At 61.1% G+C, this 23139-nt stretch carries 21 protein-coding genes and 1 tRNA gene; 13 read left to right on the top strand and 9 right to left on the bottom strand.

What is annotated here, in order from left to right; genetic code table 11:
• Window positions 1-59: 59 nt before the first annotated feature.
• The 5 genes from ABI796_RS11400 to aceE form a co-directional block, all read right to left on the bottom strand.
• Window positions 60-305, bottom strand: a complete 246-nt coding sequence (locus tag ABI796_RS11400) for an acyl carrier protein (RefSeq protein ID WP_011692310.1) — start codon at window positions 303-305, stop codon at window positions 60-62.
• 117 nt (window positions 306-422) lie between these two features.
• A complete protein-coding gene (locus ABI796_RS11395; RefSeq protein WP_141285305.1) occupies window positions 423-1484 on the bottom strand; it encodes a beta-ketoacyl-ACP synthase III in 1062 nt (353 codons plus the stop codon).
• Entirely contained in the window at window positions 1481-2410 is a 930-nt protein-coding gene (locus ABI796_RS11390; RefSeq protein ID WP_174754590.1) for an ACP S-malonyltransferase, read from the bottom strand. Before ABI796_RS11390 ends, ABI796_RS11395 begins: the two co-directional genes overlap by 4 nt.
• Before the next feature lie 88 nt (window positions 2411-2498).
• A complete protein-coding gene (locus tag ABI796_RS11385) occupies window positions 2499-3743 on the bottom strand; it encodes a CdaR family transcriptional regulator (RefSeq protein ID WP_141285309.1) in 1245 nt (414 codons plus the stop codon).
• A gap of 208 nt (window positions 3744-3951) precedes the next feature.
• On the bottom strand, window positions 3952-6756 hold the full coding sequence (gene aceE / locus ABI796_RS11380; protein WP_344762962.1) for a pyruvate dehydrogenase (acetyl-transferring), homodimeric type: 2805 nt from the start codon (window positions 6754-6756) through the stop codon (window positions 3952-3954).
• A 379-nt stretch (window positions 6757-7135) separates the two neighbouring features.
• Between aceE and ABI796_RS11375 the strand changes: the two genes are divergently transcribed.
• The 8 genes from ABI796_RS11375 to ABI796_RS11340 all read left to right on the top strand — a co-directional run bounded on the left by ABI796_RS11375 (window position 7136) and on the right by ABI796_RS11340 (window position 14321).
• Window positions 7136-7555 (top strand): DUF3052 domain-containing protein, encoded by a 420-nt coding sequence (locus ABI796_RS11375; RefSeq protein ID WP_026005795.1) that lies wholly within the window; start codon window positions 7136-7138, stop codon window positions 7553-7555.
• Window positions 7552-8049 (top strand): peroxiredoxin, encoded by a 498-nt coding sequence (locus ABI796_RS11370; RefSeq protein ID WP_141285008.1) that lies wholly within the window; start codon window positions 7552-7554, stop codon window positions 8047-8049. The genes ABI796_RS11375 and ABI796_RS11370 overlap by 4 nt, the downstream gene beginning before the upstream one ends.
• A gap of 2 nt (window positions 8050-8051) precedes the next feature.
• Entirely contained in the window at window positions 8052-9008 is a 957-nt protein-coding gene (locus ABI796_RS11365) for an NAD-dependent protein deacetylase (RefSeq protein WP_141285010.1), read from the top strand.
• Window positions 9009-9074: 66 nt separating this feature from the next.
• Window positions 9075-9150, top strand: a tRNA-Val gene (locus tag ABI796_RS11360).
• Window positions 9151-9278: 128 nt separating this feature from the next.
• A complete protein-coding gene (locus tag ABI796_RS11355) occupies window positions 9279-9569 on the top strand; it encodes a hypothetical protein (RefSeq protein ID WP_141285012.1) in 291 nt (96 codons plus the stop codon).
• A gap of 222 nt (window positions 9570-9791) precedes the next feature.
• Window positions 9792-10586 (top strand): IclR family transcriptional regulator, encoded by a 795-nt coding sequence (locus tag ABI796_RS11350; RefSeq protein WP_141285014.1) that lies wholly within the window; start codon window positions 9792-9794, stop codon window positions 10584-10586.
• Between the two features lie 142 nt (window positions 10587-10728).
• On the top strand, window positions 10729-12087 hold the full coding sequence (locus ABI796_RS11345) for an MFS transporter (RefSeq protein ID WP_141285016.1): 1359 nt from the start codon (window positions 10729-10731) through the stop codon (window positions 12085-12087).
• A 176-nt stretch (window positions 12088-12263) separates the two neighbouring features.
• Window positions 12264-14321, top strand: a complete 2058-nt coding sequence (locus ABI796_RS11340; RefSeq protein ID WP_141285018.1) for an acyltransferase family protein — start codon at window positions 12264-12266, stop codon at window positions 14319-14321.
• A gap of 8 nt (window positions 14322-14329) precedes the next feature.
• Here ABI796_RS11340 and ABI796_RS11335 read toward each other — a convergent pair whose 3' ends face one another.
• Window positions 14330-15397, bottom strand: coding sequence for a D-2-hydroxyacid dehydrogenase (locus tag ABI796_RS11335; RefSeq protein WP_141285020.1), 1068 nt, complete (start codon window positions 15395-15397; stop codon window positions 14330-14332).
• A 70-nt stretch (window positions 15398-15467) separates the two neighbouring features.
• On the opposite strand from ABI796_RS11335, the gene ABI796_RS11330 reads away from it, so the two are divergent.
• The 3 genes from ABI796_RS11330 to ABI796_RS11320 are packed head-to-tail and all read left to right on the top strand — an operon-like array spanning window position 15468 to window position 18231.
• Window positions 15468-16409, top strand: a complete 942-nt coding sequence (locus tag ABI796_RS11330) for an NAD(P)-dependent oxidoreductase (protein ID WP_141285022.1) — start codon at window positions 15468-15470, stop codon at window positions 16407-16409.
• Between the two features lie 2 nt (window positions 16410-16411).
• The gene (locus ABI796_RS11325) at window positions 16412-17182 is read left to right on the top strand and encodes an SDR family oxidoreductase (RefSeq protein WP_141285024.1); all 771 of its coding nucleotides are present in this window, start codon (window positions 16412-16414) and stop codon (window positions 17180-17182) included.
• Window positions 17182-18231 (top strand): L-idonate 5-dehydrogenase, encoded by a 1050-nt coding sequence (locus ABI796_RS11320; protein ID WP_141285026.1) that lies wholly within the window; start codon window positions 17182-17184, stop codon window positions 18229-18231. Before ABI796_RS11325 ends, ABI796_RS11320 begins: the two co-directional genes overlap by 1 nt.
• 4 nt (window positions 18232-18235) lie before the next feature.
• Here ABI796_RS11320 and ABI796_RS11315 read toward each other — a convergent pair whose 3' ends face one another.
• On the bottom strand, window positions 18236-18964 hold the full coding sequence (locus tag ABI796_RS11315) for a FadR/GntR family transcriptional regulator (RefSeq protein ID WP_141285028.1): 729 nt from the start codon (window positions 18962-18964) through the stop codon (window positions 18236-18238).
• Between the two features lie 220 nt (window positions 18965-19184).
• Between ABI796_RS11315 and gndA the strand changes: the two genes are divergently transcribed.
• Together gndA and ABI796_RS11305 are read left to right on the top strand one after the other, a co-directional pair.
• Window positions 19185-20621, top strand: coding sequence for an NADP-dependent phosphogluconate dehydrogenase (gndA, locus tag ABI796_RS11310; RefSeq protein ID WP_141285030.1), 1437 nt, complete (start codon window positions 19185-19187; stop codon window positions 20619-20621).
• A gap of 102 nt (window positions 20622-20723) precedes the next feature.
• The gene (locus tag ABI796_RS11305) at window positions 20724-21563 is read left to right on the top strand and encodes an oxidoreductase (RefSeq protein WP_141285032.1); all 840 of its coding nucleotides are present in this window, start codon (window positions 20724-20726) and stop codon (window positions 21561-21563) included.
• Here the strand turns inward: ABI796_RS11305 and epsC are convergent.
• Window positions 21560-22144, bottom strand: a complete 585-nt coding sequence (epsC, locus tag ABI796_RS11300; protein WP_141285034.1) for a serine O-acetyltransferase EpsC — start codon at window positions 22142-22144, stop codon at window positions 21560-21562. The two genes, ABI796_RS11305 and epsC, sit on opposite strands and share 4 nt — an antisense overlap.
• 41 nt (window positions 22145-22185) lie before the next feature.
• Window positions 22186-23121 (bottom strand): cysteine synthase A, encoded by a 936-nt coding sequence (gene cysK, locus ABI796_RS11295; RefSeq protein ID WP_024817121.1) that lies wholly within the window; start codon window positions 23119-23121, stop codon window positions 22186-22188.
• Between the last annotated feature and the right edge of the window lie 18 nt (window positions 23122-23139).

Raw genomic sequence — 23139 nt, 5'->3', positions numbered from 1 at the left:
ACTGCGGCTGTGCCGGGCTCAAGGATAGGAATCCCGGCCCGGCACAGCGTGTGTCAGGACTAGGCCTGTGCGTTGGCGATGAAGCTGACGGCGTCGCCGACGGTCTTGAGGTTCTTGACCTCTTCGTCCGGAATGCGAACGCCGAACTTCTCTTCAGCGTTGACCACGATGGTCATCATGGAAATGGAGTCGATGTCCAGGTCCTCGGTGAAGGACTTGTCCAGCTCCACGGCTTCGGTGGCGAGGCCGGTTTCTTCGTTGACGATTTCAGCCAGGCCGGCCAGGATCTCTTCGTTGCTAGCCATTGTTGGCTCCTTTTCTTGTTGGACCGGCTATTACCGGAAAGGGGGCAAACCGCGGGTTGCGGCTTGGGTTTGTAAGTCGTATTCAGTTGGCTGTTGGTAGCCGGGAGGGGGCCCGGGCTACGGCAGAACCACTACCTGGGCGCCGAAGACAAGTCCGGCGCCGAACCCGATCTGCAGGGCCAGGCCGCCGCTGAGCTCAGGGTTCTCCTGAAGCAAGCGGTGTGTTGCCAGGGGGATGGATGCCGCTGACGTGTTTCCGGCTTGGGCGATGTCGCGGCCGATGACAACAGATTCGGGAAGCTTGAGCTTCTTGACCATCTCGTCGATGATGCGCATGTTGGCCTGGTGGGGAACGAAAGCAGCGAGGTCGCTCGCTTCGATGCCCGCGGCATCCAGTGCCTGCTGGGCTACCTTTGCCATTTCCCAGACGGCCCAACGGAACACTGTCTGCCCGTCCTGCCGAAGCGTGGGCCACACATCCTGGGTTGCCGACAGAATGGCGGGATCGTCAATTTCGTCGGAGTGCCGTGCGGATTCGCCCAGCTTCTTGACGTCCTCGAGGGAGTGGGTCATGCCGATTGCGTCCCACTTGCTGCCATCCGAGCCCCACACCGAGGGGCCGATGCCGGGAGTGTCGGACGGGCCAACCACAACGGCACCTGCGCCGTCGCCGAGAAGGAAGGAGATGGTGCGCTCGTGGTTGTCGATGACGTCGGAGAGCTTCTCCGCACCGACTACCAGGACGTACTGGGCTGCACCGGAACGGACCAGGGCGTCAGCCTGTGCCACGCCGTAGCAGTACCCTGCACAGGCGGCCGAGATGTCGAAGGCGGGTGCCGGCGTCGCGCCCAAACGGTCAGTGAGTGCAGCAGCAGCCGACGGCGTCGCGTACGGGTGCGTCACGGTGGACACGATCACGGCGCCCAGTTGGGAGGCCTCGATCCCGGCTTGCTTGAGAGCTTCGCGTGCAGCACCTTCTGCCATGTCGATCACGCTGACGTCAGCAGCAGCGCGGTGACGGGTGATGATCCCGGTACGCTGGCGGATCCATTCGTCCGAGGAGTCGATCCACTGGCAGACGTCTTCGTTGGTGACAATGACGTCCGGGCGGTAGGCGCCGATGCCCAGGATGCGGGCATTCTCGTTGACAACGGCCTTGTTCAACACCGGAGTGCTCATGCCTGTCCCTCCAGTTCTGCGAAGAGCGCGAGGGCCGCGGACAGGTCATCCGGGGTTTTGACGGCAACAGTTTTAACACCCGGCATGCCGCGCTTGGCGAGCCCTGCCAAGGTGCCGGCGGGTGCAAGTTCAATGAGGCCGGTGACGCCGCGCTCAACCAGCGTCTCCATGCACAGATCCCAGCGAACGGGACGGGAGACCTGCGCGATCAGGCTTTCCACCGCGGCAGTACCTGTGGTTATTTCCTTGCCGTCGAAGTTGGACAACAGCGGAACAGCCGGGTTCTGCGGTGCCAAGGACGGCTTGAGAGCTTCGAGGGCGCTGACAGCCGGTGCCATGTGCGAAGTGTGGAAGGCGCCGGCGACCTTCAGCGGGATGACACGCGCTTTAGCCGGCGGGTTTTCCGCCAAGGCCTTGAGCTGCTCGAACGTTCCGGCGGCCACTGTCTGTCCGGCCCCGTTGACGTTGGCCGGAGTGGCGCCGGTGGCCTCAATGGCAGCCAGGACCTCCGCGGGATCTCCGCCAACAACTGCGCTCATGCCCGTGGGTGTCACAGCAGCTGCTGCGGCCATGCTGTTGGCGCGCTCCCGGACGAAGGTCATGGCCTCGGACTCGGTGAGGACACCGGCAAGGGCAGAAGCTGTGATTTCACCAACGGAATGCCCGGCAAGGATGACGGGAAGGGTGCTGAGTTCCACATCAAACAAGGACTTGGCAGCAACCAGGCCGGCAGCGACGATCAGGGGCTGCGCTACGGCAGTGTCCTTGATGGTCTCTTCATCCGATGTGGTTCCGTGGGCCTTGAGGTCGATGCCTGCGATTTCGCTCAGGGCGGCCAATTGGCCTTCGACGGAGGGGAGTTCCAGCCAAGGGGCTAAAAATCCAGGGGTCTGGGAGCCCTGTCCAGGGCAGACGATTGCAAGCACGTATCCAGCTTTCCAAATTGCCACGTGATCCACTGGTGTTTTGGTACACCAAGCTCACTGGGTCAGTTTGTAGGAAGTCTACAACGGTTCAGTTCTGCGAACGTGACGCGTGACGTTCGGTAGCGGCTTTTGGTTGGGCTGAAAGACGGCCCACCACCAAGGCCGTTTGGAGCACAAATGCCTCCCTGGGAAGGAGTGGATCCCACCCTGTCACGTCACAAACACGCTTCAAACGGTAGCGCACCGTGTTGGCATGGACGAACAGTTCACGCGCCGTGGCCTCCAGTGAGTGGCCGAGTTCCAAGTATGTCCCCAAGGTCTCCACGAGCCCATTCGAAGCGGCCAGGAGTGGTCTGTAAATGTTCTTGATCAGTGACCTTCGGGCGGCGTCATCACCGGAAACTACGCGCTCAGGAAGGAGGTCGTCGGCGGCCACCGGTCGCGGGGCGGAGGGCCAGGCACGGGCTGCGGTGAGCCCGGCGAACGCTGCCTGGGCAGAGCCGCTCGCTTCCAGCAGGGAGCTTGCTTCCGGGCCGTAAACTACGGCTCCGGGGGCGAAAAGCTCACTGAGCTTGACGTAGGCGGTATCGCGGTCCTGCACACCTCCAAGGATCAGGATGAGCCGGTCACCTTGAATTCCCACCAGCGCGTCCTCTGAGAAGCGCCCGGCGGTGCGGCGTAGCTCGCTGACGTAGCTGGCGCTGGGCTCAGAGGGCGAATTCCCCACCATTACAGTGAACCGCTCCTGCGCTTTCCAGCCCAGTGCAGCGATCCGGGACCTCAAAGCATCAGTGTTTTCACCTCGTAGAATCGCATCTACGATCAACGCCTCCAGGCGCGTGTCCCACGATCCACGGGATTCGGCGGCCCGCGCGTAAACGTCGGCAGCGGCGAACGCCACTTCCCGCGAATAGCGCAGGACGGCTTCGCGGAGTGATGGTTGGTCCGATTCCGGCGCGATGACCGGTACCTGGTCCTCCACAACCTCCACAACGATCCGGATCAGTTGCAGGGCCTTCTGCAGGCTGATGGAGCGGGTCAGCTCAGTAGGGGCGTTGCCGAAGACGTCGGTGAGGATCCACGACGGCGAACTTGGGCGTTCGTACCACGTCACAAAGGCAGCAATGCCGTTCTGGGCTACAAGGCCCAAGGCAGAGCGTTCATCGGAGCTTAGGCGCCCATACCAGGGCAGTGATTTCTCCAGTTGCCGCATGGTGCTGGTGGAGAGTTGACCCACGTTGGCCCGCAGTTGCCGGAGGGTTTCGGCCTTTTCAGGTGACAATGCTTGCGGCGCTGCCTTGCGCTTGGTGGTGGTTTTGCTCGGCTCTGCCATGGAACGAGCATACGGCCCATCCCGGACAAGCTCCATTTGTGAGAAGGCTACAACTGATGTTGTTGCTGGTCACGTCGCGGCCAAGCATGCCGCAGCCCGGTTCCAGCATGCCCTCGCACGGTTTAACGCCCGACGGCGGCCCTCACTTTTGGAGTGAAAGCCGCCGTCGGGTTTATTGCTGGCGTTGCGGGAGTCAGCCCACCATCTGTCAGGCGTCGCCGCCTGCTCCGCCGGTGGTGCCGGCGTTGACATCCAGGAGCCGGTACTTCTCGATTGCCTTTTCCAGCGCACCTGCTTCAACTTCTCCCTTGGCGGCGAGGAGTTGGAGGGTTTTGGCGACGATGGAGTGGGTGTCGTTTTTGAAGTAGCGGCGTGCGGCTTGGCGGGTGTCGGAGAAGCCGAAGCCGTCTGCTCCGAGGGATGCGAAGTCGTTGGGGATGAATTGGCGGATTTGGTCGGGGACGGCTTTCATGTAGTCCGAGACGGCGATGACGGGTCCGGTGGTGCCTGCGAGTTGTTCGGTGATGAACGGGGTGCGGGCGGGTTGGCCGGGGTTGAGGAAGGCGTGTTCTTCGGCGGCGAGTCCGTCGCGTCGGAGTTCGTTCCAGGAGGTCACGGAGAAGACGGTGGCGGCGACGTTCCAGTCTTCGGCCAGGATCCGGGCGGCTTCGAGTGCCCAGGGCACGGAGACGCCGGAGGCGAGGATGTTCGCGGTGGGCCGGTTACCGTCTGTGTTCCCGGTTTGCGGGGCTTCTGCGAGTTTGTAGATGCCTTTGAGGAGCCCGTTGATGTCGAGGTTTTCCGGTTCCGCGGGTTGGGTGATGGGTTCGTTGTAGACGGTGAGGTAGTACATCACGTTGTTGTCCGTGTTGTCTGCTGTTGCGTCGGGGTTTTCGCCGTACATTTCTTCGAGGCCGTGGCGGATGATGTGGCCGATTTCGTAGCCGTAGGCGGGGTCGTAGGTTTTCACGGCGGGGTTGGTGGAGGCCAGGATGGGGGAGTGCCCGTCGGCGTGTTGGAGTCCTTCGCCGGTGAGGGTGGTCCGTCCTGCGGTGGCGCCGATGATGAACCCGCGGGTCATTTGGTCTGCTGCGGCCCAGAACGAGTCCCCGGTGCGTTGGAAGCCGAACATGGAGTAGAACACGTAGATCGGGACCAGGGGTTCGCCGTGGGTGGCGTAGGCGGTTCCGGCGGCGGTGAACGCTGCGACGGCGCCGGCTTCGTTGATGCCGGGGTGGATCAGTTGGCCGGCGGGTGATTCTTTGTAGGCCAGGACGAGGTCGCGGTCCACGGAGAGGTAGTTCTGGCCTTTGGGGTTGTAGATTTTCGCGGTGGGGAAGAACGCGTCCATCCCGAAGGTCCGGGATTCGTCCGGGACCACGGGCACGAACCGGGCACCGAAGTTCTTGTCCCGCATGAGGTCTTTGAGGAGCCTCACGAAGGCCATGGTGGTGGCTGCTTGTTGTTTCCCGGATCCGCGTTTGGCTACCTCGTAGGACTTCGCCTCGGGCAGGGTCACGGGGGTGTGGGTGCGGCGCCGTTCGGGCACGAACCCGCCGAGCTCGGCGCGGCGTTCCATGAGGTATTTGATTTCCGGGGCGTCCATGCCGGGGTGGTAGTACGGGGGACGGTACAGGTCAGCGTCGAGCTGGTCATCGCTGATGGGGATCCGGAGGTGGTCACGGAAGGCTTTGAGGTCTTCCATGGTCAGTTTCTTCATCTGGTGGGTCGCGTTGCGGCCCTCGAAGTGCGGTCCCAGGCCGTAGCCCTTGACGGTTTTGGCCAGGATGACGGTGGGTTTGCCCTTGAACTCGGTCGCTGCCTTATAGGCGGCGTAGACCTTGCGGTAGTCGTGGCCGCCGCGTTTGAGGCCCCAGATCTGCTCGTCGTCCAGGTCCGCGACCATGTCTTTGGTCTGCGGGGATTTACCGAAGAAGTGTTCACGGACGAACCCGCCGGACTCGGCCTTGTAGGTTTGGTAGTCACCATCGGGGGTTTCGTTCATGATTTTCACCAACGCCCCGTCCTTGTCCGCTTCCAGGAGCGAGTCCCACTCACGGCCCCAGACGACCTTGATCACGTTCCAGCCCGCACCGCGGAAGAACGCCTCGAGTTCCTGCATGATCTTGCCGTTGCCGCGGACCGGTCCGTCCAGGCGCTGGAGGTTGCAGTTGATCACGAAGTTCAGGTTGTCCAGGTTCTCGTTCGCGGCGAGCTGGAGCAGGCCACGGGACTCGGGCTCGTCCATTTCCCCGTCGCCCAGGAACGCCCAGACCTGCTGATCACTGGTGTCCTTGATGCCACGGTTCTGCAGGTACCGGTTGGACTGGGCCTGATAGATCGCGTTCATCGGGCCGATACCCATCGACACCGTGGGGAATTCCCAGAAATCAGGCATCAGCCGCGGGTGCGGGTACGAGGACAGGGCGTGGCCTTCCTTGGACTTTTCCTGACGGAACCCGTCCAGATCCTCCTCGGTCAGGCGGCCTTCCATGAACGCCCTGGCGTACATGCCCGGTGAAGCGTGGCCCTGGAAAAACACCTGGTCCCCGCCCGAAGGGTGGTCCTTGCCGCGGAAGAAGTGGTTGAACCCCACCTCGTACAACGTCGCAGCACCGGCATAGGTGGAAATATGCCCGCCCACACCAATATCGGACCGCTGCGCACGGTGGACCATCACCGCAGCGTTCCACCGCATATACGCCCGGTACCGGCGCTCGAACTCCTCGTTCCCCGGGAACTGCGCTTCCTGGTCCACCGGGATCGTGTTCACATAATCAGTGGTCGTCACCATTGGCACACCCACCGACCTCGCACCGGCACGCTGCAACAACGAACGCATAATGTACTGGGCACGCTCGGTACCCTGCTCCGCGATCAACGCATCAAGGGACTCAATCCACTCCGCGGTCTCTTCCGGATCACGATCAGGCAGCTGGGCAGTCAACCCGCTGAGGATGTGTGAGGTCTCTTCTCCTGCAGCCACGTCCAACCTTCCTTTTGGCGCATGCATCGGCGCCTCAAGTCCGGCAGGGTATCTGCCCGTCGTGAATGCGTCGTGTGCGACATCTCTGTTCAACAGCCCGGTCGGATGCGCCGGGCAGGTCTTGTGAGCGTTTGGCTGTCCATGAAACTTCTCGGGGCGATCGCCCTGCAGCCATAACGCTCATGGCCACTCTAGCTTTCGCGGCGTCGGGATGCGTAGCCGTGGGGCCCGAGGCGCGTTGTATGTCACATCCCTGTGGCCTCCGTGACGCAAAGCACGCAATCCTCGTGGCGGCGAAACACCGTGTGGAATGCGGAATATGGCCGCTGGCTGGGACAATAGCTTGAAGCACGCGCCCAAAGGGTGTTGGCTGTTAGTAATGGAAGTCACTGCAAAAGGAGGAAACGTGAGCGAGGCCGACGCCGCCACATCGGTAAATGTGGCGGAAAGAATGGGTTTCAAAGATGGGGATCTGATTCAGGAACGCGGCTACGACGACGACGTCGATTTCGACTTGCGTGACGACATCGAGGATGTCACTGGTTCCGAGTTGTTGGATGAAGATGATCATGACGTCGTGGATGCTGTTGTTTTCTGGTGGCGGGACGGCGACGGTGACCTTGTTGATGCCCTCATGGATTCGCTTACCAACCTGAAGGAAGGCGGAGTTGTTTGGGTGCTGACCCCAAAGTCAGGACGTGACAACTACGTATCTCCGGCAGACATCCAGGATGCCGCACCCACCTCGGGGCTCCACCTGACCACCTCGGCAGGTGTTTCAAAGGACTGGAGCGCCACGCGTTTGGTGCCCAAGAAGAACAAGTGACCGAAGTCCAGCAGGCACCTGCCTCCGTGCATGTTCCCCAAGTTGGGCAGCTCGCACCGGATTTTGAACTGCTGAATCAATACGGCGAGCCTGTTCGCTTGACCGATTTCCGGGGCCGCAACGTTGTTGTCGTGTTCTTTCCCTTTGCCTTCTCCGGCATCTGTACTGGAGAGCTCTGTGAGATTCGCGACAACATCGCTGCCTTTGAGGATTCAGATGCCACGGTATTGGCCATTTCCGTAGACAGTAAGTTCGCCCAGCGGGCCTACGCAGAGCACGAGCATTTCGGCTTTGACCTGCTGGCAGATTTTTGGCCACACGGGGCGGTAGCAAGAACCTACGGTGTTTTTGACGAAGCCAGTGGCATGGCATTGAGAGGGACCTTCATCATCGATGCCGCCGGAATCGTCCGCTATGTGGTGGTCAATCCTCGCGGTCAAGCAAGGGATTTGGCTGCATACCGCCAGGCGTTGTCATCCTTGGCAGAGCTGTAGCAATGAGCCGCCATAGCCCCGGCGTGGGTATGACTGGATTCGCCAGCATGGAGCCCTCGCCGGTGGCGGAGCTGAACCCCAAGGAACTCGAAGAACTCAAGAGAGCTTCGGACCTGCTTGGGGGTAGGCGCCTGGCCGTCCTCACAGGTGCAGGGTTGAGTACCGATTCCGGTATCCCTGACTACCGTGGCCCAGGCTCTGCGCCCCGGAACCCCATGACCTTCCAGGAGTTCATTGGGAGTGAGGCTAACCGCAGGCGCTACTGGGCGCGGAATCATATTGGTTGGTCCCACCTCAGGCATGCCGATCCTAATGCCGGCCATGCGGCTGTCGCTCTCCTGGAGCGTCGCGGCTTGCTGACAGGACTCATTACACAAAACGTGGACAGGCTGCATGAGGATGCCGGAAGCATCAATGTGGTGGATCTGCACGGGCGCTATGACCAGGTGGTGTGCCTTGACAACGGACATACCTTCAGCAGGCGCTTGATTGCCGCGATTCTTGAAGAAATCAATCCGGGTTTCCTGGAAGCCGCTGTGGAGTCCGGAGTGGTGGAAGTGGCCCCGGACGCTGATGCCACGGTGGAGGATTCTGAGCTCATCACGTCATTCGTGATGGCTGTCTGCCCCATTTGCGGCGGAACGCTAAAGCCGGACTTTGTCTACTTCGGCGAAAACGTCCCCAAAGATCGTGTTGCCCGGGCATACGAGATGGTGGATAACGCCGATGCTCTCCTGGTGGCGGGATCCTCGCTGACGGTGCAGAGTGGATTGCGCTTTGTGCGCCACTCAGCCAAAGCAGGGAAGCCGGTGGTCATCATCAACCGCGGAACTACCCGTGGGGATGAGTTTGCACAGCTGAAACTGGAGCTCGGAGTCAGCGGTGCTTTGGACTATCTTGCACGCACTTTGCCGGATCTTCCCGGGGCTTCTGAGCCGATTGGTGTTTCAGGCGGTTGATCATGTAGAGTCATTGTTCGTTGGTTGAAGCGCTGAGGAAGTTGCGAAGCGTGGAAGCCGAAGTTTGGGTCTTTAGCTCAGCTGGTAGAGCGCCACGTTTACACCGTGGATGTCATCGGTTCGATCCCGGTAGGACCCACCAAACAAAACCCCGTCATTCAAGTTGTGGGACTTGGAAGGCGGGGTTTTTTGTGTGCTCGTTTCCCGTCTGTGATTCTCATTTCCGTCCTTGGCTCTTTATTGTCAGAGCTACCCCCTACGGTTCTCTCCATGGAGCACGTAGATATCCCCACGGTTGAGCAGGGCGCCCCGGCAGTAGTAGTCAGGGGAGGCCGCGAATGGCGCATGGTGGTGGAACCTGTCCGCTGGTTTGAGCGGGTTGCCTGGTGGGAGGTATCCCGCCGCATGCCTCGCGGGCAGGGCCGGGTTGATGTTGAAGTCTGGCAGGTTCAGGTTCGCTTGGGAAACAATCCGGCATCAGTCATTCTCACGTGGGAGCTGGTGCGGGACGGGTCCGGGGGAGGTTGGTTCATCCGGGGCGAGGAACTTGCCGCGGCGTAGCCGGTGACCGTTAAATGGATGAGCTCTCCACCACGACTATTGGGGGATGCCGCGGTGGAGAGCTCGAAGATGAATATACAGAGAACTTTTGGGTTTGAAAAGTGCGGCGCACGCGAGTGGTGAAGCGCCGAAGACTGGCGCCCCGCTTCGCCATGCGGATTCCACTATGATGAGTACTGTTCAGCAGATTGAACACTCGAATTGCGATGTTGAAGGAGAATCATGGCCGATTCCCGCTCTCCCCGTTCTGAAGGGCTGGGTGCCTCATCGCCGGCGCCCGCCGTCACCCGTGCAGCCGCAGTGCTGGAGGCGCTTGCGGAGTCGCCGTCGGGCCGTTTGACGCTGAGCGATCTTTCCCGGGAGCTTGGCATTCCCAAGTCCTCTACCTCCAATCTCTTGTTGGCGCTGGAAGAAGCACGCCTCATCACCCGGCAAGGGGCGGATTTTGCTTTGGGTAGAAAGCTCGTTGAGCTCGGTGCTGCATATCTGAGCCGGCTCGATGAAGTTCAGGAGTTTTATAAGTACTGCGAACAGGCGCCAACCCTCTCCGGAGAAACCGTACGGATCGCGATGCTCGACGGCGACCACGTCATCTACCTGGCGCGATACGAGGGCCATCCTGCTGTCCGGCTGACGTCAAATATCGGTGACAAAATGCCGGTCTCTCTCTGCAGCGTGGGCAAGGCCCTCATCGCCCAGCTGCACGATCACGACATCGACTCGATGTTCCCTGACGGCATGGAGCTCCCGGTCATGACTCCCAACTCCCTGAAAACTGCTGAAGAACTCAAGGCGCAGATTTCCGCCATCCGTCAGCAGGGGTATGCCTTCGAGGATGAAGAGTCCACGGTGGGCGTGGTGTGCCTGGCTGTGCCGGTCCCCACTCACGGTGCTCACGGGCCAAGCCTGGGCCTGTCTGTGACTGCACTGAAGGCAACTTATTCGGAGGAGCAGGGGGCGCTCATGGTCAAAGAACTCAAGGAATTGGCGCGCTCCCTTGGCAACCCCATGGGCTGAGTCAAGGTCCACAAAGAAATAAATCTGATTTCAACCTTGGCAGTGCGTTCAACAAGCTGTACGCTGTTCATCATAGTGATCTTGGCGGTGATGCCATCACTATCTCGCTGGGCCAACGGGGGCCCGGGGTGATTTTGAGGGAGTGCTTGTGATAACTCGTGCAAATGAAAAGCTCGCAGCCGAGGCTGACGACGCTGTAGTTGAGCCGGAACAGCTCCGCAGGGCTACGCTGGCCAGCTCTGTAGGTTCCGCGCTGGAGTACTACGACTTCTACATTTACGGCCTTGCGTCAGCGCTGATCTTCGGCCCGCTGTTCTTTTCCCCACTGGGCCCGGATGGTGCCCTGATCGCTTCGTTCGCCACTTACGGCGTTGGCTTCGCTGCACGTCCGTTTGGCGGTTTGATCTTCGGCTACATCGGGGACAGGTTCGGCAGGAAGATGGTGCTTATCTTGACCATCGCTTTGATGGGCACAGCGAGCTTTGCCATCGGCCTGCTTCCCACCTTCGAACAGGCTGGAATGCTCGGCGCTGTCCTGCTGGTTACATTGCGCATCATCCAAGGACTGGGAGCAGGGGCGGAGCAGGCAGGGGCAACTACGCTGATTTCGGAAGTTGCTCCTCGTCGCCGTCGCGGTTTCTATGCTTCACTGCCATTCGTCGGAATACAGTTGGGAACGCTCCTCGGCGCTGGAACCTTTGCACTCATTGCGCTGGCTGATAAATCTGTACTTCAGGGCTGGTTGTGGCGCGTACCCTTCCTGGCCAGCTTCATCCTGATCGCAGTGGCCATCTTCATTCGCCTCAAGCTCAAGGAAACCCCGGCCTTCCAGGAGCTGGAGAAGCACAAGAATGTGGTCAAGAACCCGATTGGTGCGCTCTGGAAGCACTCCAAGAAGAACGTGCTTATTGGCATCGGCCTCCGCATGGGAGAGAACGGTAACTCTTCCATCTACTCGGCATTGCTCGTCTCTTTCATGAGCATGCCGGCAGGTGTCTTTGCCGGCAACAACTCCATTGGGCCTGTCGGATTGCTGATTGCGGCCGGGTTCGCCGCAGTCCTGGTGGTTACGTTCGGTGCGCTGTCTGACAGATTCGGCCGCGTTCCTGTCTACCGTTACGGTGCTCTGTTCCAGGCGATCATCGCCGTCCCTGCTTTCTACCTGGTCACCCTGGGCAACGTCACCTTGGTTTGGATAGTCATGGCGGTAGGCATCGCGATCGGTGTTCAGTCGATGCTCGGTCCGCAATGCCCGCTTCTGCCCGAACTCTTCGGATCGCAGTACCGCTTTACGGGCGTCGCCATGAGCCGCGAGATCTCAGCCGTCCTGGCCGGTGGTCTGGCGCCTCTGCTGGGTGCGCTCATGCTGGCCGCCACCAATCACTCCTGGCTGGTCCTTGCCATCTATTCGCTGGTGCTGGCGCTGATCTCCTTCGTGACCACGTTCTTCACGCCGGAGACTGCAGGCAGGGATCTGGTGAGCACGGAAGACGCAAAGTAGTTCCCCAACGAACAACCCGGCGCAGTAATACCCGAAAACCAGCAGAAACAGTGCGGCACCCTTCTTATGGAGGGTGCCTTACTGCTTTGTCCGGGACACAGAAATGAGCCCCCGGAGCGTGATGGCAAAACACCCGTGGCAGTGCAGAATTGGTGCAGCGAAAGAGGAGCGTGTCCATGACGGCTACCAAGGGCCTGGCATCACCGGAAAGTCCTGGGCGGCTCCGGGCGGGCGGCCGGGGTACTGCGTTCAGGCCTGAGATTCAGGGCCTGCGTTCACTGGCCGTGCTCATGGTTGTTACGTACCACATCTGGTTCGGCCGGGTTTCGGGTGGGGTGGACGTTTTTCTGCTGATTTCTGCTTTCCTCATGACCTTGCAGTTCGTGAGCCGCTTCGAGGATGCCCGGCCGGTGTCACTGGTGCGGCACTGGCTGCACCTTTTCTGGCGGCTGCTGCCCGCCGTCGTCGTGGTTTTGCTTGGCACGTTGGCGGCCACCTACCTGGTCATTCCCCGCACGCGCTGGATTGAAATAGTCAACCAGGGGTGGGCGTCCCTGTTCTATGTTCAGAACTGGCTGCTTCAGCGGCAGGTGGTCAACTACTATGCGGCGGACCACAGCGTCGCAAGCCCCTTTCAGCACTTCTGGTCCCTGTCCATCCAGGGTCAGGTGTTCATCATGTGGCCGGCCATCTTTGTTGCTGTGGCTTGGCTCTGCAGGCGCTTCGGCTTGCGCTACAGGGCAGTGTTGTTGGGAGTGTTCGGGCTGATTTTTGCCGTTTCCCTGGCGTATTCGATCTACTTCACGGCCGCGCATCAGGAACTGGCCTATTTTGATACCTTTGCCCGGTTGTGGGAATTTGCTTTAGGCACCCTCGTGGCGCTGTTGCTTCCTTATCTTCAACCGGGACGCGGAGTCCGCAGCGTGCTCGGGTGGGCAGGGGTGGCGGCCATGTTGAGTTGTGGCGCCCTCCTTCAGGTGCAGACCGCTTTCCCGGGTTACGTGGCACTATGGCCTACCCTCGCCGCTGTGGCCGTCATCATCGCAGGGCAATCGGGAAGCCGATTCGGCGTGGACCGGGTCCTGTCGTCCAAGGTGTTGGTAGGGCTCGGATCTACCTCATATGCCTTGTATCTGTGGCACTGGCCGCTGCTGGTGGTCACCTTGGTGTGGTTGGACCGGGACCATGCCGATGCTCTGACCGGTGCGTTGATAGTTGGTACCTCACTGCTCTTGGCGTTTCTTACTACCCGGTTTGTGGAGCAGCCGCTGCGTGCATGGCGGTGGCCGGAGGTAAAGCGACGTCGGCTGGCGTTGGCCGTGGCGGTTTGCCTGGCAGTGGCAGCCGCCCCGATGGCTCAGTTTGGCTTCCAGCAGCAGGCTGAGAGGAGCCTTATTGCCAATCAGAGTCCCGATGACAACCCCGGGGCGCGGGCCTTGTTGCCTGGCTATGTGGACCGGGTTGGCAAGGATGCGCGGACATTGCCCACCCCTGAGCAGCTTCCGGAGGATTGGGGAAAACTGGATGGCCCGTGTACCGGCGATCTCCGCCCTGCGGATCCGGTGCTGTTTGCCGAGTGCCAGCAGAATGACGTTGGCGCCGACGCAGCGAAGACAGTCTTTGTGGTGGGTCAGTCCCATTCGTTGCAGTGGCTCGGGGCGATCGGCCCGTTGGCGAAGGAGAACAATTGGAGGGTCCAGGCCATCACATTTGGCGCCTGCCCGTTCATGACCGAAACCGATGAGGTGGGGGACGAATGCAATGCCTTCAACCGGAACGTCCGGGAACACATCCGCATTCATCAGCCCGATGCCGTTTTCCTGGTGGGCACGGCGGCAGTTCCGGACTCGCCGGAGGAGGAACTTACGTGGGGACTTGATGAGCTTCTGGGCGAGATCACGGATCAAGGCGTGGAAGTTATCGCCATGCGGGACAACCCGCGATTCTCCTTCAGCCCCAGTGAGTGTGCCATGGCTTCGGGTGTGGATGATCCGCGCTGCCGCCCGGCCCTGTCCTCGGTTCTGGCTGAGACCAATCCTTTGGATCAGTTGGAGGGCACCTTCACCGGGTTGTCCATCCTGGACATGACGGACCTGATCTGTGACGGCACCTCGTGCCCGGGCATTGTGGGCAACGTCTACGTGTACCTCGACGACAACCACCTCTCGAGCACTTACGTCAGCACAATGACCGGGACCTTGGCCGAGAGGTGGCTGGACGCCACAGGATGGTAGTTGCCGGCCTAATAGAAGTGGACCGGATCAACGAGGTGGGGAAGTTCCCCGCCGGCCAGGAAGGTGCGCAGGTTGCTGCAGAAGCGTTCTGCGATGAGCCTGTTTTCGGCAGTGCTCAAGGCCGAGGTATGGGGTGAGACCAGGACCCGGGGGTGGGCCCACAAGGGGCTGTCCTGGGGGAGCGGTTCCACCGCAAAAACGTCCAGGCAGGCGTAGGAAACCTGGCCGTTGTCCAGCGCCTCCAGCAATGCGTCTTCATCCACCACGGTCCCGCGGCCCACGTTCACGAACACGGTGCCCGGCTTCATGGCGGAGAAAATGTCCTTATTGAACAGCTTTTCTGTGTACAGAGTGCCGGGCAGCGTGTTGACGACGGCGTCGGCATCAGCGAGCAGGCCAGGCAGGCCACCGTTGTCGGTGACCTCGTCGATCCCTTCAATGGCCTCAACGTTGCGCTTGGTACCACTGACCTTCATTCCCAGGGCTCGTGCGATTCGGGCGGTCTCCATGCCGATTTCGCCGAGCCCGGCGATCACTACTCTTGACCCGTTGGCGAGCTTGGTGGGCGTCCTCAGCTCAGGCCAAACCTTGGCAGTTTGGTCTTGCGCCATCTCCGCGCTGCGCTTGAAGCCGTTGAGGATGCCGAAGGCTGAAAACTCCGCCAGCGGCAATGCGTGGACTCCGGCGGACGTTGTGACGCGGAACTTTTGCAGGGTTTCGGTGTCCAGCCCCGAGGCCTTCACCGCGCCACCGGCTCCTGCCGCCATGGCGTGGATCCATTGCAGATGGGGGTTGCTTCCGGCAATACGAGCCAGTCCGGCCGGGCTTTCGTTGGGGAAGCCGTACAGGATCTGGGCCCGGTTCAGCATGTCCCAATAGCGTTCCTCCTGCTCTGGGGTGCGCTTGAATCCAGGATCGCCTGCGTGATCGGCCGGGAAGCGTTCCGGCGGAAGGAGCTCGGGTTCGTAGAGAACTGTCACGGAAGGATCTACGGCGCGGATCAGCTCTACATGCTCGGCTTCGAGGGGTACAGCGATGGCGATGGTAAGTTCATCAGTCGTCATAGTGTTCATCATACTGAATGGCGGCTAGGATATTGAACAGAATTCGCAAGGATGACCACAAAGAAGTGAGGTATCACAGACCATGACCAGCAAAAGCGTGGGCTTTGTCGGCCTGGGACTCATGGGAGCGCCCATGGCAGGAAACATCGCAAAGGCCGGATGGAAAGTGACCGCCTGGAACCGTTCCGCCAACGTCTTTGACCGCCTCGCAGGCGTTCGGCGCGCTGCCAACGTCGCCGAACTGCGGCAAGAAGACATCATCATCTTCATGCTTCCTGATCTGCCCTTCATTGAGGCGGCCGCAGAAGACCTGCTCGAATCATGGCGCGCCGAAGCACCCAAGCCAGGCACCGCCGTCGTCATCATGAGCAGCGTCTCCCCAGCGGCGGTCCAGCAGTTCGGCCAAACAGTCCACCAGGCTTCCCGCGGCAACGCCGTGGTAGTGGACGCGCCGGTCAGCGGTGGCACTGCCGGCGCCCGCAGCGGAACGCTTGCCATTATGGTTGGCGCCACGCAAGGCCAGTTCGACGCCCTCAAGCCGCTTCTTGAAACGATGGGAACCACGGTACGGCGCATGGGACCTTTGGGATCGGGGTCGCTCGCGAAAGCCTGCAACCAGCTCATTGTGGGAACCACGACGGCGGCCCTCGCCGAGGCGGCTGAACTCGCCGAACGCTCAGGCATGGATGTGGAGGCCCTCTACGAGGTTCTCTCAGGAGGACTTGCCGGAAGTCGGGTGCTGGACATCGTTGGTCCAAGGTTGTCAGCAAAGAACTATGAGCCCACCGGGCCGGCGAAGTTCATGCATAAAGACCTGGGCTTCGTGGTGTTTAGCGCTGAAGCCGTTGGTTCCGCCGTGCCCATGGCATCTGCGGCGATCGACCTGTACGCCGAACTCAAGCGCCAAGGACTCGGGGACCAGGACCTCGCCGTCGTCCGCCAAACACTGGCCAACCTCAGTGACGCAATACCGGCAACTGCCACCACCAGCCAACTTGCCAGCAAAGAAGGAATGAACAACTGACTATGAGTGGACTTTTTGATCTGACCGGCAGGGTTGCCTTGGTCACCGGCTCCAGCCGGGGAATTGGCAATGCCTTGGCCAAGGGTCTGGCGGACGCAGGCGCCACAGTGGTGTTGAACGGAATCAGTGCCGAACGCCTGGAAGCTGCCCACCAGGCCATGGTTGTTGATTACCCGCAAGGAAGAGTCCACAGCCGCGCCTTCGATGTCACCGATTCCACGGCCGCCGCTGAGTCAGTGGCCTGGATCGAAGAGAACGTGGGGCCACTGGACATCCTGGTAAACAACGCCGGAATCCAGCACCGTGTGCCCATGCTGGACCTTGATGTTGAGGACTGGGACCGTGTGATCACCACCAACCTGACCAGCGCCTTCCTGGTAGGGCGGGAAGCGGCACGGCACATGATTCCCAGAGGACAGGGCAAGATCATCAATATTTGTTCGGTCCAGACAGACCTGGCCCGGCCCACTCTTGCACCTTATGTTGCGGCAAAGGGCGGGCTCCGGAATCTGACCCGTGCCATGACCGCGGAATGGGCTGCCTCCGGCCTTCAGATCAACGGAATTGCCCCCGGGTACATCCACACCGAAATGACCCAAAACCTGGTGGACGATGCCGACTTCAACTCCTGGATCCTTGGCCGGACCCCCGCCAACCGGTGGGGGACAGTGGCCGATCTTGCCGGGCCTGCTGTATGGCTGGCCTCGCAGGCTTCGAACTTCGTGAACGGCCAAACGATCTTCGTCGACGGCGGAATGACGGTGGTGGTCTGATGAGCGTCATCCTCCCGGCCTCCGGACCTGCAGTAGTAGCCCACGGCAAAGGTAACCTCAGGATTGAGCAGATCCCGCTGACCCCGCCGGCTGCCGATGAAGCGATCGTGGAGATTGCCTACGGTGGTATCTGCGGCTCGGACCTCCATTACTGGCTGCACGGTGCGGCAGGGGAGTCCATCCTCAAAGAGCCCATGGTCCTTGGACACGAGATCGTGGGCGTGGTGGTCCAGCAGGCAGCCGATGGCACCGGCCCCGCAGAAGGAACACCCGTGGCCGTTCACCCTGCAACCCCGGCACCCGGAGATGCCAGGTACCCTCAGGACCGGCCAAACCTTTCCCCAGGCTGCACCTACCTTGGCAGCGCCGCCCGCTACCCGCACACTGACGGCGCATTCAGCCGCTACGCCAACCTTCCCTCCATGATGCTGCGCCCGCTTCCGGAGAGCCTGAATCTCCGCACTGCCGCCCTGATTGAGCCCGCAAGCGTGGCCTGGCATGCGGTGGGCCGCGCGGGAGACATCGAAGGAAAAACCGCGCTCGTAATCGGCAGCGGTCCCATAGGCGCACTCGCCGTCGCCGTACTCAAGAGGGCTGGAGCGGCCCGGATCGTCGCCGTGGACATGCATGACAAACCCTTGGAAATTGCCCGTGCCGTTGGCGCTGACGAGGTCCTCAAGGGAGACGACGCCGAGGCTATCGCGGCAGTGGACGCCGACGTCGTCATTGAATCATCAGGCAGCCATTTTGGCCTTGCCTCGGCCATTAAGGGCGCTACCCGCGGCGGCAAGGTGGTGATGGTGGGACTCCTGCCATCCGGGCCCCAGCCGGTGCTCATCTCCGTCGCCATTACCCGCGAGCTGGAACTTCTTGGTTCGTTCCGGTTCAATGACGAAATCGATCAGGTTATTGCTGCCCTGGCCGATGGTTCATTGTTCGTGGACCCTGTGGTGACGCACGAATTCGGTCTCGCTCAAGGACTGGAGGCTTTTGAGGTGGCCAGGAACTCCGCTGAATCCGGAAAGGTACTGCTGAACTTCCGGCAGTAACCGCTTAGTTCTTCGCTACGGGGACGAAGACGCGGGGCTGGTCATTCCAGCTGGGTGCCAGCTCCGCGATGGTCTGGCGCATGATTTTTGCGGCGGCGTCGCGTGCCAGTGAACCGTCTCCGGCATCTATGGCATGGGCGACGTCCATATGCCACTGCAGGGCCTGCTTCTGGGGATGTTCAGGCATGAGGCCGTGGACTGTTCTGCCTGTGAGGGTCTCCGTGACCTGGCCAACGAGGTTGGCAAACATTTCATTGCCGGAGCCGGAGAGGACCAATGCATGGAACCGGATATCGAGGTCAAGGAAGCGTGCCATGTCGCCGGCATCGCCGGCTTCTTTCATGGCAAGGGAGATGCCCACCAATTCCTGCCGGAGACTTTCGGGCGCGTTGTTTGCTGCCAGTTCAGCCGCTATAGGCTCGACGGCGGAACGCAGTTCCGCGAGGGACCTCAACTGGGCGCCACGCCCCTCGCCTGCAAGCCGCCACCGGATGACCAGCGGATCAAAAGGATTCCAGCGGTGTGCCGGCAACACCCGGATACCTACCCGTTTGATGGTTTCCACAAGCCCCAGGGACTGCAGAACCCGGACAGCTTCACGGACCACGGAGCGGGAGACTTTGAGTTCGTCTTCCAAATGCTCGGCCAACATGACATGGCCTGTAGGAAGGGCGCCGCCGACGATTCTGGTGCCCAAGTGCTCTACGGCGCGGTGGTGAAGGCTGGTTGACATAGAGGTAAGCATAGTGGCGCGGCGAGGTCCGGTGCGTCCGGGGATCGGGGGCGGCATCATAGACTGTTTGTGACGCGGCACCGTTCCAAAACGTGGGCGCCGCTTTCCCGCACATGGATTAAATACGTATGGTTTATTACAGCCCCTGGATTTGAGATCGCTTCCCGCGTGCCCCATTGGGGAACGGGCGACTGTTTGTAACGAACGAATTGGAGTTTTGATGTCAGCACACATCGGTGTCACCGGCCTTGCGGTGATGGGCGCCAACCTGGCCCGCAACCTTGCCCGCAACGGCTTCACCGTAGCTCTCCACAACCGCTCCGTGGAAAAGACTGACGCCCTGCTGGAAAAGCACGGCACGGACGGCGATTTCATCCGCACGGAAACGCTGCAGGAACTCGTAGATTCACTCGAAAAGCCCCGCCGTGTCCTGATCATGGTCAAGGCCGGCGCTCCCGTTGACAACGTGATCGAGCAGCTCGAGCCGTTGCTCGAAGCCGGGGACATCATCATCGACGCCGGTAACTCGCACTACGAGGACACACGCCGCCGCGAAGCCGCGCTGGCAAAGAAGGACCTCCACTTTGTGGGCGTCGGTGTATCCGGTGGTGAAGAGGGCGCATTGAACGGCCCGTCCATCATGCCCGGCGGCTCGCGTGAGTCCTACGACGCCTTGGGCCCGCTGCTGGAGAAAATCTCGGCCAAGGTGGACGGTGAGCCGTGCTGCGCATGGATCGGCACCGACGGCGCCGGCCACTTCGTCAAGATGGTTCACAACGGCATTGAATACGCCGACATGCAGGTCATCGGTGAAGCATTCGACCTCCTTCGCTCCGGCGCCGGCATTGAGCCCGCCGAGCAGTCCAAGATCTTCGCCGAGTGGAACAAGGGCGATCTGTCCTCCTTCCTGATCGAAATCTCCGCCGAGGTCCTCGGGCACGTCGACGCCAAGACGGGCAAGCCGTTCGTGGACGTCGTCGTTGACGCTGCAGGTCAGAAGGGCACAGGCCGTTGGACAGTCATTTCCGCGCTGGAACTGGGTTCACCGGTCTCCGGCATCGCCGAGTCCGTGTTCGCCCGTGCACTGTCTTCCCAGACCGAGCAGCGCAAGCTCGGCCAGGAACTGCTCGCCGGTGAAGAAGCCACAGTGGAGATCCCGGAGACGTTCGTTGAGGACGTCCGCCAGGCACTGTACGCCTCCAAGCTGGTCTCCTACGCCCAGGGCCTGGACATGCTGACCTCCGCTGCCAAGGAATACGGCTGGGACCTGAAGCTGGACGAGATCGCTTCGCTGTGGCGCGCAGGCTGCATCATCCGTGCAGAGCTGCTCAAGGACATCACCAAGGCCTACGCGGCTGAGGAAAAGCCCGCCAACCTGCTGTTCGCCCCGGCCTTCACCAAGGCAATTGCCGAGGCACTTCCGGCCTGGCGCCGCGTGGTGGCAACAGCTGTCCAGCTGGGTATCCCGGTACCGGTCTTCTCCTCCTCGCTGGCCTACTACGACGGTCTGCGCCGTAAGCGCGTCGCCGCTGCTTTGATCCAGGGCCAGCGCGACCTCTTCGGTGCACACACCTACGGTCGCGTGGACACCGAAGGTACATTCCACACGCTCTGGGGCGAAGACAAGTCCGAGATCTCGGCAGTGGACACCCACTAGCAAACAGCTTCGCGCCAAAGGCCGGTTCAGCCCAGTTACGCTGGGAGGGGCCGGCCTTTGCCGTCGCTGACTGTTTGTTCGAATTCACCGGAAGAGGCCACCATGGCATCCCGCACTGCACTTGTCACCGGAGCTTCCACTGGAATCGGTTACGCTACTGCCATTGCCCTCAGTTCGGCCGGCTTTACGGTCTACGCGGGTGCACGCCGGCTGGAGAAGATGGAGCCGCTGAAGCAGCACGGCATCACCGTCCTGCCCTTGGATGTCACCTCGGAGGAATCGATGATGTCCGCGGTGGCGATCGTGGAAGCGGCCCACGGCCGGATCGATGTTCTGGTCAACAATGCCGGCTATGGTTCCTACGGCTCACTGGAGGAGGTTCCGCTGGCCGAGGGCAGGCGACAGTTTGACGTCAATGTCATGGGCTTGGCAAGGATGACCCAACTGGTGATTCCGGGAATGCGCAGGGCCCGCTCAGGCCGGATCATCAATGTGACTTCCATTGGCGGAAAGATCTACGAACCACTGGGCGCCTGGTATCACGGCACCAAGTTTGCCGTGGAGGGAATGAGCGATTCGCTGCGGCTGGAGTTGAAGCCACACGGAATCGACGTGGTCATTATTGAACCATCGGGAACAGACAGTGAGTGGGGCGCCTTAGCGGGGGAGGGCCTGTTAATGGCCTCGGGCAGCGGGCCCTACAGGGAACAAGCGCACATTGTGGCTGCCGCGTTGGCATCCACCTCCGGAACCGGCCATGTGTTGTCTACGCCGGCGAAGGTGGTGGCTGGAACCATTGCTCGCGCCGCAACGGCAAAACGCCCCAGGACCCGCTACCCGGTGGGCAGGGGCGCCTGGAGCGTCCTGGCAATGCGCAGAATTCTTCCGGACCGCGCCTTCGATGCTGTCTTTTGGAACTTCTACCGAAGGCTGGCCGGTTAGATCCGGTATTCGATGTAGTACTCCGCCGGATCCACGGCAGGCTTGGTTTCGGATCGTGCATCACGGTGGCGCCACGTCGCGGGGATACCCGTGATGATCGAATCAGCCGGGGCATCCTTGACCACTACGGCATTGGCGCCAATTGCACTGCCCGCGCCGATGGTAATCGGACCCAGGACTTTGGCGCCGGCACCGATGGTGACGCGATCACCGATGGTAGGGTGCCGTTTGACCTTGGCCAGCGATCGGCCGCCGAGCGTTACTCCGTGATAGATCATCACGTCCTCACCGATCTCGGCAGTCTCGCCAATCACCACTCCCATGCCGTGGTCAATGAAAAACCGGCGGCCAATGGTTGCACCGGGGTGGATTTCAATGCCGGTAAGGAATCTTGCCAATTGGGATATCAGGCGCGCAGGAAAACGCAGCGCCGGATTCTGCCAGAGACGATGCGTTATCCGGTGCGCCCAAATGGCGTGCAGGCCGGAGTATGCGAAAAAGTTCTCAAAAGAGCCTCGAGCCGCCGGGTCGTGGGACCGGGCGGCGTCGAGGTCTTCCTTAAGCCTTGCGAAGAAGCTCACAAAGACCTTTCTACAGGAAATGAAGGCGTGCGGACTAAGTGTTAGCCGCGGATGTCGTCGAACAGCACAGTGGAGATGTAACGCTCTCCGAAGTCACACACCACGGCCACAATCAGCTTGCCGGCGTTCTCGGGGCGCTTCGCCAGCTCCAAAGCACCCCAGACGATCGCACCGGAGGAGATGCCGCCCAGGATACCTTCGCGGGCACCGAGCTCGCGGGCCACGCGGACCGAATCTTCCAGGGTCGCGTCAAGGACTTCGTCGTAGACGTTGGTGTCCAGGATTTCGGGAACAAAGTTGGCGCCAATGCCCTGGATCTTGTGCGGGCCAGGGGCTCCACCGTTGAGGATCGCCGAATCTTTGGGCTCGATGGCCACAATCTGTACGCCGGGCTTGCGCTCCTTGAGGACCTGGCCCACACCTGTGATGGTGCCGCCGGTGCCTACGCCGGCCACGAAGATGTCTACTTCACCGTCGGTGTCTTCCCAGACTTCCTCCGCTGTGGTGGCGCGGTGGATCGCAGGGTTGGCCTCGTTGGCGAACTGCTGCGCCCAGATGGAGTTCTCCGTGTTGGCAACAATTTCCTGAGCCTTTTCGACAGCGCCGCGCATGCCTTCAGATCCGGGCGTCAGGACGATCTCGGCGCCATAAGCGCGCAGCATGACGCGGCGCTCGGTGGACATGGTCTCAGGCATGGTCAGGATGACCTTGTAGCCGCGTGCTGCGCCTACCAAGGCAAGGGCGATGCCGGTGTTGCCTGAAGTACCCTCAACGATGGTTCCGCCCGGCTTCAGGGCTCCGGACTTTTCGGCAGCGTCAATGATGGCCACGCCGATTCTGTCCTTGACACTGTTGGCCGGGTTGTAGAACTCGAGCTTGACTGCAACGGTGGCGTCGAGGCCTTCGGTGAGCCGGTTCAGACGAACCAGCGGAGTGCGGCCGACCAGCTGCGTGACGTCGTCGTAGATCCTTGCCATGAAAATTACGCCTATCTC

It is taken from the genome of Paenarthrobacter aurescens (assembly GCF_041549525.1).
GTDB lineage: Bacteria > Actinomycetota > Actinomycetes > Actinomycetales > Micrococcaceae > Arthrobacter > Arthrobacter aurescens.
Note: the sequence above shows the minus strand (reverse complement) of the source record. Positions and strands in the feature narration are given on the sequence as shown.